This is a genomic window from Allorhizobium sp. DMC15 (assembly GCF_056314065.1).
Genome location: NZ_JBQUZB010000001.1, coordinates 1,291,978 through 1,304,253 on the forward strand (window position 1 = coordinate 1,291,978; position 12,276 = coordinate 1,304,253).

The following is a 12,276-nucleotide window of genomic DNA, read 5'->3' on the forward strand; positions in this document are numbered from 1 at the left end:
TCACGGGGAGAAGGTCCCGGCAGGGGGATGAGGGGCAATCTGCGGCGGGGCTTTGCCGTGGATTTTCACCCTCCCCTTGAGGGGGAGGGTCGGACCGTAGGTTCGGGGTGGGGTGATCGGAGCGGCTACGACGTTCGACGCGGCTCACCCCCACCCGCCGCTTCGCGGCGACCTCCCCTCGAGGGGGAGGTGTGAGATCCGCACCAAACATCATCATGAGGAGAGATACATGCAGCGCAGGGAGGGGCCGGGTGCCCCGAGCTTCAGATATGCCGGGCTGACGCTGAAGGGCGTTGCCGGCGACGGGACGTTTTCGGGTTATGCGAGCCTGTTCGGTGAGGTGGATCTCGGCCGGGATGCGATCGAGCCCGGGGCCTTTGCCGCCTCGCTTGTGAAGCGCGGCGCCGGCGGCGTGCGCATGCTGTTCCAGCACGATCCGGCCGAGGTGATCGGCCGCTGGACGGTTTTGCGCGAGGACGAGCGCGGGCTTTATGTCGAGGGCAAGCTCGCCACCGATGTGGAGCGGGCCCGCGAGGTGCTGGCGCTGATGAAGGCCGGTGCGCTCGACGGGCTGTCGATCGGGTTTCGCGCGGTGAAGACGCGGGCCGACCGCAAGGCGGGCGTCCGCCGCATCCTGGAGGCGGATCTCTGGGAGATCTCGGTGGTGACCTTTCCGATGCTGCCGACGGCGCGCGTCTCCAATGTCAAACACAGGCGGTTCTACCGCGACAGGGAAACCGAGCTCGTGCGGCTGATGCGCCGGGCGGCCCGGAGAATGGCGAACACGCGTTTTACGAAGGGATGACGAGATGGAACAGGTGAAAGGACGGGACGGGATGACGGACGAGAGGACGGGGATGAAGGGCGAGGGTGGCCCGGTTTCGGCGGCGCGTGTGCCCCTCGAGGTGAAGGCGGCACCCGATACGGTGACGGCGGCCTTCGAGGAGCTGATGAGCGCCTTCGAGGCCTTCAAGGAGGGCAACGACCAGCGGTTGGCGGAAATCGAGGACAAGCTGTCGAGCGACGTCGTCACCCGCGACAAGGTCGAGCGGATCAACAAGGCGATCGACGACCAGGCGCGGCTGCTCGACGAACTGGTGCTGAAGAAGCGGCGTCCGCAGCTGGCTTCGCCGGGGCGTGACGATCCGGCTTCGGCCGAACACAAGGCGGCCTTCGAGGCCTATGTCAGGCGCGGTGACGACCAGGCCTTGCGTGATCTGGACCAGAAGGCTCTCTCGGCCGGTGTCTCCGGCGACGGCGGTTACCTCGTGCCGGCGCAGGTGGATGGCGAAATCGGCCGCAGGCTGTCAGCCATTTCTCCGATCCGCGGACTGGCAACCGTGCGGCAGGTCTCCGGCTCGGTGCTGAAGAAGCCCTTTGCGGCTTCGGGTTTTGCGAGCGGCTGGGTGGCCGAGACGGCGGCGCGCCCGCAGACCGGCACGCCGGAACTCTCCGAACTCGCCTTTCCGACCATGGAGCTCTATGCCATGCCGGCGGCGACGCAAGCGCTGCTCGACGATGCGGCCGTCGACATCGAGGCCTGGATCGCGGCGGAAGTCGACATCGCCTTTGCCGAGCAGGAGGGCCAGGCCTTCGTCTCCGGCGACGGCGTCAACCGGCCGAAAGGCTTTTTGAGCTACACGCAGGTGGCCGACGACGCCTGGGAATGGGGCAAGATCGGCACGATCGCCACCGGCGCGGCCGGCGCCTTTGCGGCAAGCGGGGCGTCGGACGTCTTGATCAACGCGGTCTACGCGCTGAAGGCGGGGCATCGCCAGAACGGCAGCTTCGTCATGAGCCGGCGCACGCAAGGGGCGGTGCGCAAGCTGAAGGACGCCGACGGCAACTATCTCTGGGCGCCGCCTGCCCGCGCCGGCGACCCGGCCTCGCTCATGGGCTTTCCGGTCGCCGAATCCGAGGTCATGCCGGAGATCGCCGCGAATGCCACCGCGATCGCCTTCGGCGATTTCCGGGCGGGGTACCTCGTGGTCGATCGCGTCGGCGTGCGGATCTTGCGCGATCCCTATTCGGCGAAGCCTTATGTGCTGTTCTACACCACCAAGCGCGTCGGCGGCGGTGTGCAGAACTTCGAGGCGATCAAGTTGGTGAAGTTCGGGGTGTGACCTACCCCTCTCCCCTTCGTGGGAGAGGGTACAAAATCGAGGGCTTGAGAGCGATCAGGGCTAAACCTCAGATTGTGTTGGTGAGGGGTCGGTGATGATGGCACGGAGCACGGATCCTTCGATGGAGGCTTGCCAAGGTGTCTGTTATCTCCGTGCCATCGGAACTGATCCCCTCACCTGGAAAATCTGAAGTTTAGGCGGCTTGCGCTCGCCTAAGCCTTCGATTTTCCGTCCTCCCCCACATGGGGGGAGGTGACCCCCGCGCGGAGTTCGGCCCCTCATGCTGAGGTGCCCTCGCCTTGCGAGGGCCTCGAAGCATCCCTCTGCATTGATCCATCTGTGGCCTCGCCCTTCGAGGCCGGGCGTGGCCCGGCGCCTCAGGGTGAGGGGCTGCCCGCTGTTTTCAAGGAACTTTCCATGACCATCATCGACCTTACTCCGCCTTTGGTGGAGCCGCTGACGCTTGCCGAGATCAGGGCGCATCTGCGGCTCGATACGGAGGACGAAGATGCGCTCCTCGGCGTGCTGATCACGGTGGCGCGCGAACATCTGGAGCGGGAGACCGGGCTGGTGCTGGCGAGCCGCGATTTCAGGCTTTGTCTCGACGCCTGGCCCGGCGACGGGATCGTCACGATCCCGCGCGGGCCGGTGCGGGCCGTGACGGCGGTGACGGTTTATGACGGCGAGGGGGAGCCGGCGGCCGTGGCGCTGGACGGGCATCTGCTCGACGGCGAGGCGCGGCCGGCGCGGCTTTGGCTGCGCGAGGTGCCGGAGCCCGGGCGGGTCCTAAACGGGATCGAGATCGAGTTTTCCGCCGGCTTTGGCGAGGGCGGTGCTGAGGTTCCCGACACGCTGAAGCGGGCGATGCTGTTGCATATTGCGGCGATGTTCGCCAGCCGGGGCGTGGTGGCGGCCGATGCCCAGCCGGCGGTGGTGCCGCCGGGGTATGACCGGCTGATCGCGCCGTTTTGCCGGCGGGGGCTGTGATGGCGCTTCTCGATGTTGACGCCGGCCGGCTGACGGCGCGGCTGGTGCTGGAAGAGGCTCAGGCCGCGGAGGACGGGCAGGGCGGGGCGGAGATCACCTTTGCCGAGGTGGCCCGCGTCTGGGCGCTGATCGAGCCGAAGACATTTGCCGAAGAGATGAAGGGGCCGGGGCTGGTATCGGAGGTCACGCATCACGTGACGCTCAGGGCACGGGCCGATGTGAGGCCTGGGCAGAGATTGCGCAAGGGCGCGCGGGTTTTTGCCATTCTGGCGCTGCGCGATCTCGACGAGACGGGGCGGTTTGTGCTGGCGCTCTGCCGCGAGGTGACGGGATGAGGCGGGGTGCCGCAGGCCGGGTGCGGGCCGGCGTGGCGCTGGAAGAGACCGGGGCGGTGCTGGGCGAGATGTTGCGGCGGGCCCTGAACGCACGGCTGGCACGGGCTGCCGGCACGACGGAGGGAGCGGGGCCGGTGGGGCTGTCGTCCCTCGGTGGCGGCGGCGCATCCGGCGATCTCCCGGCGACGGGTCGGGATGGTGTTGGACGCGAAGGGAATGAACAATGACGAATGCGGTCAATGCCTTGGTGCTGGCGCTTCAACAGGCGGTGAAGGCGGATGCCTCACTCATCGCGCTGCTCGGCGAGAGCGGGATCAACGACCGGGCGGTGCGGCCTCAACGGTTTCCCGCTCTCGTGCTGGGCGCGGTCGAGACGCGCGATTATTCGACCGGCGACGGCGAGGGTGCGGAAATCCTGCTGACGCTGGAGGCCTGGAGCGCGACATCGCGGCGCGAGGCGGAAGCCTTGGTCTCAGAGGCAAGGCGGGTGGCGGAGGCCTTGCCGGAGGTGCTGTCAATGGGGCCGAACGGATTTTGCCTGGTCAACTGGAGGCATCGGCGCACGGTCAGCCGGCGCGAGGTAAAGGCCGGGTTGTTCGTTGCGGAGGCGAGTTTTCGGGCGGTGGTGGAATGAAGATCATCCCCGACCCCAGGCGGCGCCGGAGCTCTGGAAGGCGCACTGGAAACCGAGGGAGTGATACGGTATCCTTCACTGCCTTTTCATGAGAGCGATCGATGGGTGTAATTGCTGAGCGCCTGGGTGGCAGGATGGCAGATCCGGAACAGTTTCCGGAACTGGCGACCTTGCTTGCCCGCATCGACGCGAGCTGCAATCCTGTTGATATCATCCTCTATGGCAGTCGGGCGCGCGGCCAGGCGACACCGCAAAGCGACTGGGATCTGAAGGTGATCGTTTCCGACGATGCGCCCGAGACGGTGTTTTCACCCTTGTTCGGATGGAAACTGCAAGATGGGTCCGGTGTTTATGCGGACGTCTCTGTCGCACGCCTCTCCGACTTTCAGGCTGATCTTGACGTGGCCAATTCGGCTGCCAGCCACATCGTCGACGACGGCATTCGGATTGTCCGCTGAGTTGCATATCGCCAACGCGCTGCGCTTGGCCCGCGAGGATCTGGAGGCGGCACAGCTGCTCCTGGGGGCGGACAATCGCAATGACGCGTACCATGCGCAACAGACAGCGGAGAAGATGCTGCTGGCGCTTCTAACGTCAGAAGGCATCCGAGCCGAGCGACGGGATTCGCATCGTATCGACGTCTTGCGCGATCTTCTGCCAGAGGGCAATCCGTTCAAGGTGCGGTTTGCACCGCTCGCTTTCCTGACCGTGTTCGCGACGACCTATCGGTATCCCAAGGATGCGGGGCGCATACCCGCGCGGGCTGAAAGGGATGACCTGGTGCGCGTCATCGCGATATTGCAGGAGATCCTTGCCGATCTTGCGGTTCATTTCGGCGTCGATTTGGTGGCGTCTGATCGGCTTCCGGCGGAGAGGTCGTGCCCGCCGCGGAGTTAGCCTTCCACCCTCCCTTTCCGCGCAATCACCGCAAGCCCCAGGATCGCGACAAAGCCTGTCGCGGCCAGCAGCGTGGCAAGCACGAGGCCGGCGTCGATGCCGGCGCGGTCGATGACGGATGTCATCAGCACCGGGGCGGTGGCATTGGCGAGGTTTTGCGGCAAAGCGAGGCGGGCCGACTGGCGGGCGAAGCGGCTGGCGGAGAAGAAGGACAGGGCCATGGTGGCGCGGGCAAGCGCGCTGACGCCGGAGCCGAAGCCGTAAAGCGCGGTGAAGAGCAGAAGGCTCGACGGGGTGCCGGAGAAGAAGATCAGGAGCAGCGTCGATGCCGTCAGCATGGCGGAGCCGGCAAGGCCTGTCGTGATCGGCGACGTGCGTTTGCCGAGCACCAGATCGACCGCGCGGGCGGAGATGCCGAAGACGGCGCGCAGCGAACCGAGCTGCAGCGCCAGCGCCGGCGTGGCGCCCGAGAGCTCGAGGATATGCAGGAGCTGCGGCGACAGGCCGAAGGTCATCAGGCTGGAGAGCGAACTTGAGAGCGCGATCAGCAGGAAGGCGACGACAGCCATGCGACGGCTGAGATCAAGCGGTTCGACGGCGTCGGCCGCACGGTCTTCGTCCGAGCGCGTGATGGCGATCCGGCCGATGGCGAGATGCACGGGCAGGACGACGAGGAGCTGCACGGCAGCGGCGGCAAGAAGCGCCCCGCGCCAGCCGAGCGCCTCGCCGGCGAGCGTCAGCAGCGGCCAGCAGACGGCGGAGGACAAACCGGTGAAGACCATGAGAATGCCAATGGCGCGGCGCGCATCGCGGCCCTCGCGTTCGACGACGGCGGCAAAGGCCGGCACCGTCAGCGCGAAGGAGCCGCCGACGCCGAGGATGAGCCAGGCGACCGCATAGAGGACGAGCCCGGTGGAGAGCGCAAGGGTCGCAAGACCCGCAGCCATCAGCACGGAGCCCATGGCGAGTACCTTCGAGGCGCCGTGGCGGGCGATCTGCCGGCCGGTCCAGGGGCCGAGAAAGGCCATGACCAGCATCATCACGGTGAGGCCGGCAAAGGCGGTCTCGTTGGCAAGGCCGAGATCGGCAGCCATGGCCCGCCCGAACACCGCCGGCATCTCATAGGTCGTGCCCCAGCCGAGGATCTGCGAAACCGTGAGCGCGGCGACGAGGGCGGTGCGGGGCATGTTCATGAGGGTCTCGGGGGAATGGGTAGCGGCGGGGTGTTCCTTCTAGGCTGGTCGGGCCCCGGACGATAGGGCGAAATCTTGTGTTCGGGGGCTTTAAGCTTCGGGCCATCTCCCCCAGGGGGGAGATGAGTTCGCAAGCGCCTCGCTCCCCAAAAGATCAATCACACATCACCAATGGAGGCAGCCATGGGCGCGCAGAGGGGCAAGGATCTCTTGCTGAAGATCGAGGACGGGGCGGGGTTTGTTACGGTGGCGGGGCTGAGGGCCAGGCGGCTGGCGTTCAACGCCCAGTCGGTGGACATCACCGACAGCGAGAGCGCCGGGCGCTGGCGCGAACTGCTGGAAGGGGCGGGCGTGCGCCGAGCCTCACTCACTGGATCGGGCCTGTTCAAGGACCAGGCTTCCGATGCCCTGGTGCGGGCCGCCTTCTTTGCCGGCTCGATCCTGACATTCCAGGTGGTGATCCCGGATTTCGGTGCGGTGACGGCGCCGTTTCAGGTGACGTCGCTGGAGTATGCCGGCAATCACGATGGCGAAATGACCTTCGAGATCGCGCTGGAATCGGCCGGTGCCGTATCGTTTGCAGCGCTGTGAGGGGATGGTCATGCGGGGTTATGAACGGGACATGCGCGAGCCGGTGACGGTCGCCCGCGCCAACCGCCATCGCGGCGAGGTGGAGGCGGTGATCGACGGCGAGCGGCGCATTCTCTGCCTGACGCTGGGGGCGCTTTCGGAGCTGGAAACGGCCTTCGGGGCGGAAAGTCTGGGGGATCTCGCCGCGCGGTTTTCGACCGGGCGACTGAAAAGTGCCGATCTCATCCGTATTCTCGCCTGCGGTCTGCGCGGCGGGGGAAATCGGATGTCCGACGCCGATGTGGCGGAGATGGCGGTCGAGGGCGGCGTGGCCGGGGCGGCCGCGATCGTCGGGGAACTGCTGACGGTGACGTTTCAGACGGGCGGGGTGGGCGGCGACACGTTGGCACCGGCCGGCGGCGGGAACGGTTCTGCCGGCGGCATGGCGCGCGGCCCATCGGAGCGGACGGAGACGACGGCCTCCCCTTGAGGGCCGCAGGCGGCGGGGTCGACGGGCCAAAACCGTTTCCCTGGGAGACGGCGATGACGCTCGGGCTCCATCGTCTGCGGCTGTCACCGGAGGCGTTCTGGCGGCTGAGCCTGCCGGAATTCGTTGCCATGGCCGGCGGGTTCGATCGGCCGGGCGCGATGTCGCGGGGCGAGTTGGACCGGATGATGGTGAGGTTTCCGGATTGAGGGGGCTGCAGAATGCCCCTCATCCCCCTGCCGGGACCTTCTCCCCGCAGGCGGGGAGAAGGGGGCGCGGACCAGCTGTCCGGCTCGATAGGCACTATTTGTGATAGTGAAATCGGCACTGAACGATTTCGATCTGCTGAGTGCCGTCCTTGCCTGAGACGCGATAGACCAGCCGATGTTCGCCCAAGATGCGCCGCGACCAGAAGCCGCTGAGATCGCCCTTGAGCGGTTCGGGTTTGCCGAGGCCCTGGAAGGGGGATCGCTTCGTGTCCCGGATCAGCGCGTTGATCTTTTCGATCATGGCCGGATCGGACGCTTGCCAGTATTCGTATTCCGCCCAGGCGTGTGCCGTCCAGAGCAGGTTCATGTCAGAGGGTCGGATCCGTTTCGATCAGCTCACCTTTGCCGAGCTGATCCAGGCTCTCCCGCAATCGCTCGGCATTTGCCGGCGTCGACAGAAGATGCAGCGTTTCCTGGAGGCTTTCATATTCGCCTTCGGCCATCACGACCAGGGCCTCCGAGCCCTGACGGGTGACGAGCAGCGGCGCACGCGACGCGATGACATTGTCGAAATGGGTGGCGATGTTCTGGCGGAACTCGGTCAGTCGGACATGAGCCATGATGTCTCTCCCAGGCGCAATGTACGTAAATATGTACAGATTTCCGCGTGGTGTCAATCTCCGCCGGGAGTTGGGTGTCGCAGTCGCGTGTTTCATCAAGCCCAAATAGGCAGAAGGAGAACCCCATGACCGACGACGACACTCTGGCACTTTCCGTCGATCTCGATGGGACTGCCGCCTTGGCCGTACTCGACGATCTCGAAAGCCGCTCGGCGCGGTTCGGGCGCGCTTTGACCTCGGCGCTGGCTGGCGCCGTGACGGGGGGCAAGGGGCTGGAAGAGGTGCTGCGCACCGTCGGCCTGCGGCTCTCCGACATTGCGCTCTCGGCCGGGCTGAAGCCGCTCGAAAACCTGGTGGGACAGGCGGCCGGCGGGTTGATCGGCAGTCTCACATCCGGTCTCGGCTCGGCGCTCGGGACGGGTGTGGCCGCCTTTGCCCATGGCGGCGTGCCGGGGCGGGTGATGCCCTTTGCCGACGGCGGCGTGGTCGCCGCACCCACCTATTTCCCGATGGCGGGCGCAACCGGCCTGATGGGCGAGGCGGGGGCGGAAGCGATCCTGCCGCTGAAACGCGGGGCCGATGGCGCCCTCGGCGTGGCCGCCGACGGGGCGGGGGCGGGAACGGTCATTCATTTCCAGGTGACGGCGAGCGATGCCGCGAGTTTTGCCCGCAGCGAAGGGCAGATCACCGCCATGCTGGCGCGCTCGGTCGGGCGCGGGCGGCGGGCGATGTGAGGCGGGGAGGCGGCAGCGATCAGGGAGTAGGCAGTAGGCGGTAGGGGGCGAGATTGCGGTCCACCCGTCACTGCATGACGTGTCCCCACAGGAGGCAGGGGTGTGTCCCATAGTGCTGGGCTCTTCGGGAGTGAGAGCCTCGGGATGAGGGCGGGTAGAATGGTTGTGTGCGAGCCGCTTGCGAGCATCTGCACACGCCTGATGGGCCGTCCTCCCTTACGGGACCACCTCCAGATCGGTGCTGCGGAACTCGTCGGCCGTGGCGAGGATCGGAACGCCGTGGAACTTGGCGCAGCCATAGTGCAGGCAATCGCCGAGATTGAGGCCGTGGCGCCCCTGGCGATAGCGATGGGCGGCCGTCAGCGAAAGCCGAACGGTTTCTGCTGCGGGCGGCAGATCGCGAATCTCGATGCCGCGGGCTTCGAGGAATTCGACGACGAGGCTTTCGGCCACGGGAACGGGCAGATTGAATTTCTCCGGACGGGCGAGCCCGAGCACGGTTTCGAGAACGGCGACCGGCGACGTGAACGGTTGCCGCGCGGAGGCGATCGCATCGGAGACGCGCTGCGCTTCGGGTTCATCCGACAGGAGCGCGATGATGGCGCAGGCATCGATGAACATCAGGTCTCGTCCCACATCGCATCGAAGATCTGCCGGGGCAGCGGATGGCGCACCTGCTCCCCCGGTACCAGCTGGTATCTGGCTCGGAGGCGGACCGCTGTTTCGAGCGGCGTCTCGGCACGGCTGCGCCGTTCGATCGCTTCCTTCATGGCGATGACGATGGCATCGGTGATGCCGACGCCGGCGATCTGCGCAAACTGTCGCGTCAGCGCATCGGCTTCCGGATTGTTGACATTGATGGCCATGGCGGCTCCATGTAGATTTTTTGCTTGGCCAATGTAGATCAGAGGGACGGGTTTTCCAAGGCCGTGCTGATGCGGCGTTCGGTCGGAGATGCGAAGCCCCCGCATCCTGCCCGTCGAAACGCCTTCTCCCCGTAATTGCCCGTGCAAGAAAGCCCCCTCCCAACCCTCCCCACAAGGGGGAGGGCTTAACCCAGCGGCGCCGTGGCGCAGGGCTGCGGGAAGCTGGTGCACCAGCGTTCTGATGCGTGTGGCGGGGTGCGCCCGTCTCGACGCATCCATCTTCTTCAAGTCATCGAACGGAGCCGGCCATGGCCTTTCATGAACAGCGTTTCCCGCTGCGTCTGTCGCTGACATCGAGCGGCGGGCCGGGGCGGCAGACGGATATCGTGTCTCTGTCGAACGGACGCGAGGCGCGCAATCGGCGCTGGCGGTTTTCGAGACGTCGCTACGATGTCGGCTCGGCGCTGCGCTCGGTGGCCGATCTCTATGCGGTCCTGGAATTCTTCGAGGCGCGCGGCGGACAGCTGCATGGCTTTCGCTTTCGCGATCCGGTCGATTTTTCCTCGGCGCGGCCGGGCGAGGCGGTGACGGCGCTCGACCAGTTTCTCGGGATGGGCGATGGCGAGACGGCGGCGTTTCCGCTGGTCAAGGCCTATGGCGACGGCGCGGCGGTGGAGCGGCGGCCGGTGCTGAAGCCGGTGGCGGGCAGCCTGCGGATCGCTGTCGATGGCGTGGAGCGCGAGGACGGGTTTGTCCTGGATGCAGCGACGGGGATCGTGACCTTCGCGGCCGGCCATGTGCCTGATGACGGCGCCGAGATCCGGGCAGGTTTTGAGTATGACGTGCCTGTCAGGTTCGACACCGATCGCATCGAGATCGATCTCGACGCCTTCAGGGCCGGACGCATCCCTTCCATTCCGCTGATCGAGGTGATCCCATGAGACGGCTTCCGGAGGCGCTCGCCGCCCATATCGCGACCGGGGAGACGACGCTCTGCCGCGCCTGGCGGGTGACGCGGACGGATGGGGTCGTGCTCGGTTTCACCGAGCATGATCAGGTGCTCGGCTTCGACGGCACGGTGTTCGAACCGGCGAGCGGCTTTGCCGCCAGCGAGGCGCGCGGGGCAAGCGGGCTCGCCGCACCCGGCGCCGAGATCGAAGGCGGGTTTTCGAGCGACGCGATCACCGAAGCCGACCTCGCGAGCGGCCGTTACGACGGCGCGCGCGTCGAGCTGTTCTTGGTCAACTGGCAGGCGCCGGAGGAGCAGCATCTGCTGCTGTCGGTGCAGGAGATCGGCGAGGTGCGCCGCGCGGGCGCCGGCTTTTCGGCCGAGCTGCGCAGCGTGGCACACCGGCTGCAGCAACCGCAGGGGCGGATCTACAACCGCCGCTGCGATGCGGATCTGGGACATGGGAGATGCGGCGTCGACCTCGGCTTCGCCGGGCGGCGGCGCAGTGGCCAGGTGGCGGAGGTGATCTCGGCGGACCGGCTGAAGATCTCGGGGCTGGCGGGGGCGGCCGAGGGGCATTTCCGCCTCGGCCATCTGCGGTTTGATGGCGGGGTGCTCTCCGGGCGCAGGTTTGCGATCGAGGACAGCGTGTCGGCTGTCGACGGGGTGGTCGAAATCGGGCTCTGGCTGCCGCTCGAGGCCGTACCCGCGCCTGGCGATGCCGTAACGCTGACCGTCGGCTGCGACAAGAGTTTTTCCACCTGTCGAACCAAATTCGCCAACCAGCGGAATTTTCAGGGTTTCCCGCATATGCCGGGCAGCGACTTCGCCTATTCCTATGTCAGCGGTGCGAGCACCCATGATGGTGGGGTGCTGTACGAGTGAAGGCGCCTTCGCCCCTCATCCGCCTGCCGGCACCTCCTCCCCGCAGGCGGGGAGAAGGAGGAATGCGGCCGGCGGATGAGGGGCGGCCTCGGATGACAAGGTCCGTTACCCCATCCCTTTGCCTATTTCCCGCAAGCAGCAATGAAAGGTAATGCGATGAAGATCATTTGCCCTGACGGAAACGGTTATTCCTATTATGTCCAGGCGGTCGACGAGAGCCGCTATATCAGGGTGAACGGCGTCGAGACGTTCCTCGTCAAGGCCGGCGATTACTGGAACGGACCGGATGGCAGCGACGCCTTGAACTATCGCGAGCGCTGCGAGGCGCGGGTGACGACGGAGGATGCGATCGGTTCGACGCATACTTATGCGTTCCAGCTGAAGATTCCCGCCGACTATCCCGAGTTCAGCCCGAAGCAGACGCTCGGGCAATGGCACAACGGCTCCTATGACAGTGTCTACAACCGCTATGAGGACGGCGAATTGTCGATCTGCCTCAACAACCACGACACCGACAGTTTCGTCGAATACCCCGTCACCGTAAACAAGGGGTCGTGGAACACCTTCAGCTACACCTTCGTCTGGCACGCGACGGCCGGCGCGGTGACGGCGAAGGTGAACGGCAAGACGGTGATCAAGGCGACCGGACTGGCGCTGGTGCCGGCCAGCGCGACTTCGGTTTACTTCAAGTATGGGCTCTATCGGAACATGACGAAGGGGCTGGTCGGACCGGCCCAGCAGGTGAGTTATCGGTCGGTCAGCCGGCGGTGAGGGGGCGGGGCTAGGT

Annotated in this window: 20 protein-coding genes; 15 read left to right on the forward strand and 5 right to left on the reverse strand. The window is 66.3% G+C overall.

The window, feature by feature from the left end; all coding sequences use genetic code 11:
• Positions 1-229 precede the first annotated feature (229 nt).
• The 8 genes from ACT53S_RS06355 to ACT53S_RS06390 all read left to right on the forward strand — a co-directional run bounded on the left by ACT53S_RS06355 (position 230) and on the right by ACT53S_RS06390 (position 4,976).
• Positions 230-805 carry an HK97 family phage prohead protease gene (locus ACT53S_RS06355; protein WP_476066330.1) on the forward strand — a complete coding sequence of 192 codons (576 nt, stop codon included), beginning with the start codon at positions 230-232 and terminating at the stop codon, positions 803-805.
• A 31-nt stretch (positions 806-836) separates the two neighbouring features.
• Positions 837-2,123 carry a phage major capsid protein gene (locus ACT53S_RS06360; RefSeq protein ID WP_476066654.1) on the forward strand — a complete coding sequence of 429 codons (1,287 nt, stop codon included), beginning with the start codon at positions 837-839 and terminating at the stop codon, positions 2,121-2,123.
• Between the two features lie 417 nt (positions 2,124-2,540).
• Positions 2,541-3,110, forward strand: coding sequence for a head-tail connector protein (locus ACT53S_RS06365; protein ID WP_476066331.1), 570 nt, complete (start codon positions 2,541-2,543; stop codon positions 3,108-3,110).
• The gene (locus tag ACT53S_RS06370; protein WP_476066332.1) at positions 3,110-3,445 is read left to right on the forward strand and encodes a phage head closure protein; all 336 of its coding nucleotides are present in this window, start codon (positions 3,110-3,112) and stop codon (positions 3,443-3,445) included. The genes ACT53S_RS06365 and ACT53S_RS06370 overlap by 1 nt, the downstream gene beginning before the upstream one ends.
• Complete coding sequence (locus ACT53S_RS06375) at positions 3,442-3,672, forward strand: hypothetical protein (RefSeq protein WP_476066333.1); 231 nt, start codon at positions 3,442-3,444, stop codon at positions 3,670-3,672. The genes ACT53S_RS06370 and ACT53S_RS06375 overlap by 4 nt, the downstream gene beginning before the upstream one ends.
• Entirely contained in the window at positions 3,669-4,079 is a 411-nt protein-coding gene (locus ACT53S_RS06380) for a DUF3168 domain-containing protein (protein WP_476066334.1), read from the forward strand. Before ACT53S_RS06375 ends, ACT53S_RS06380 begins: the two co-directional genes overlap by 4 nt.
• A gap of 101 nt (positions 4,080-4,180) precedes the next feature.
• Complete coding sequence (locus ACT53S_RS06385) at positions 4,181-4,537, forward strand: nucleotidyltransferase domain-containing protein (protein ID WP_476066335.1); 357 nt, start codon at positions 4,181-4,183, stop codon at positions 4,535-4,537.
• Between the two features lies 1 nt (position 4,538).
• The gene (locus ACT53S_RS06390; RefSeq protein WP_476066336.1) at positions 4,539-4,976 is read left to right on the forward strand and encodes a HEPN domain-containing protein; all 438 of its coding nucleotides are present in this window, start codon (positions 4,539-4,541) and stop codon (positions 4,974-4,976) included.
• Here the strand turns inward: ACT53S_RS06390 and ACT53S_RS06395 are convergent.
• Positions 4,973-6,169 carry an MFS transporter gene (locus tag ACT53S_RS06395; protein WP_476066337.1) on the reverse strand — a complete coding sequence of 399 codons (1,197 nt, stop codon included), beginning with the start codon at positions 6,167-6,169 and terminating at the stop codon, positions 4,973-4,975. The genes ACT53S_RS06390 and ACT53S_RS06395 overlap by 4 nt on opposite strands.
• Before the next feature lie 183 nt (positions 6,170-6,352).
• Here ACT53S_RS06395 and ACT53S_RS06400 point away from each other — a divergent pair, with 183 nt between their 5' ends.
• From ACT53S_RS06400 to ACT53S_RS06410, 3 genes are read left to right on the forward strand one after another with little or no spacing between them, the layout of a single operon-like run.
• The gene (locus ACT53S_RS06400; protein WP_476066338.1) at positions 6,353-6,760 is read left to right on the forward strand and encodes a phage major tail protein, TP901-1 family; all 408 of its coding nucleotides are present in this window, start codon (positions 6,353-6,355) and stop codon (positions 6,758-6,760) included.
• Positions 6,761-6,791: 31 nt separating this feature from the next.
• A complete protein-coding gene (locus ACT53S_RS06405) occupies positions 6,792-7,229 on the forward strand; it encodes a gene transfer agent family protein (protein ID WP_476066655.1) in 438 nt (145 codons plus the stop codon).
• Positions 7,226-7,435, forward strand: coding sequence for a rcc01693 family protein (locus tag ACT53S_RS06410; protein WP_476066339.1), 210 nt, complete (start codon positions 7,226-7,228; stop codon positions 7,433-7,435). The genes ACT53S_RS06405 and ACT53S_RS06410 overlap by 4 nt, the downstream gene beginning before the upstream one ends.
• Positions 7,436-7,529: 94 nt before the next feature.
• Here the strand turns inward: ACT53S_RS06410 and ACT53S_RS06415 are convergent, their stop codons facing one another.
• Positions 7,530-7,802: a Txe/YoeB family addiction module toxin gene (locus ACT53S_RS06415; protein WP_476066340.1), complete on the reverse strand. Its 273-nt coding sequence runs from the start codon at positions 7,800-7,802 to the stop codon at positions 7,530-7,532.
• A gap of 1 nt (position 7,803) precedes the next feature.
• Positions 7,804-8,055: a type II toxin-antitoxin system Phd/YefM family antitoxin gene (locus ACT53S_RS06420; RefSeq protein ID WP_476066341.1), complete on the reverse strand. Its 252-nt coding sequence runs from the start codon at positions 8,053-8,055 to the stop codon at positions 7,804-7,806.
• 125 nt (positions 8,056-8,180) lie between these two features.
• On the opposite strand from ACT53S_RS06420, the gene ACT53S_RS06425 reads away from it, so the two are divergent.
• Positions 8,181-8,789, forward strand: a complete 609-nt coding sequence (locus ACT53S_RS06425; protein WP_476066342.1) for a phage tail tape measure protein — start codon at positions 8,181-8,183, stop codon at positions 8,787-8,789.
• 216 nt (positions 8,790-9,005) lie between these two features.
• Here ACT53S_RS06425 and ACT53S_RS06430 read toward each other — a convergent pair whose 3' ends face one another.
• Together ACT53S_RS06430 and ACT53S_RS06435 are read right to left on the reverse strand one after the other, a co-directional pair.
• Positions 9,006-9,410, reverse strand: a complete 405-nt coding sequence (locus tag ACT53S_RS06430; RefSeq protein WP_476066343.1) for a type II toxin-antitoxin system VapC family toxin — start codon at positions 9,408-9,410, stop codon at positions 9,006-9,008.
• Positions 9,410-9,655, reverse strand: a complete 246-nt coding sequence (locus ACT53S_RS06435; RefSeq protein WP_476066344.1) for a type II toxin-antitoxin system VapB family antitoxin — start codon at positions 9,653-9,655, stop codon at positions 9,410-9,412. Before ACT53S_RS06435 ends, ACT53S_RS06430 begins: the two co-directional genes overlap by 1 nt.
• Positions 9,656-9,963: 308 nt before the next feature.
• On the opposite strand from ACT53S_RS06435, the gene ACT53S_RS06440 reads away from it, so the two are divergent.
• The 3 genes from ACT53S_RS06440 (at position 9,964) to ACT53S_RS06450 (ending at position 12,260) form a co-directional block, all read left to right on the forward strand.
• Positions 9,964-10,596: a phage distal tail protein, Rcc01695 family gene (locus ACT53S_RS06440; RefSeq protein WP_476066345.1), complete on the forward strand. Its 633-nt coding sequence runs from the start codon at positions 9,964-9,966 to the stop codon at positions 10,594-10,596.
• Positions 10,593-11,489, forward strand: coding sequence for a DUF2163 domain-containing protein (locus ACT53S_RS06445; RefSeq protein ID WP_476066346.1), 897 nt, complete (start codon positions 10,593-10,595; stop codon positions 11,487-11,489). The genes ACT53S_RS06440 and ACT53S_RS06445 overlap by 4 nt, the downstream gene beginning before the upstream one ends.
• Positions 11,490-11,645: 156 nt before the next feature.
• Positions 11,646-12,260, forward strand: coding sequence for a heparin lyase I family protein (locus ACT53S_RS06450; RefSeq protein ID WP_476066347.1), 615 nt, complete (start codon positions 11,646-11,648; stop codon positions 12,258-12,260).
• The last annotated feature ends 16 nt before the right edge of the window (positions 12,261-12,276 follow it).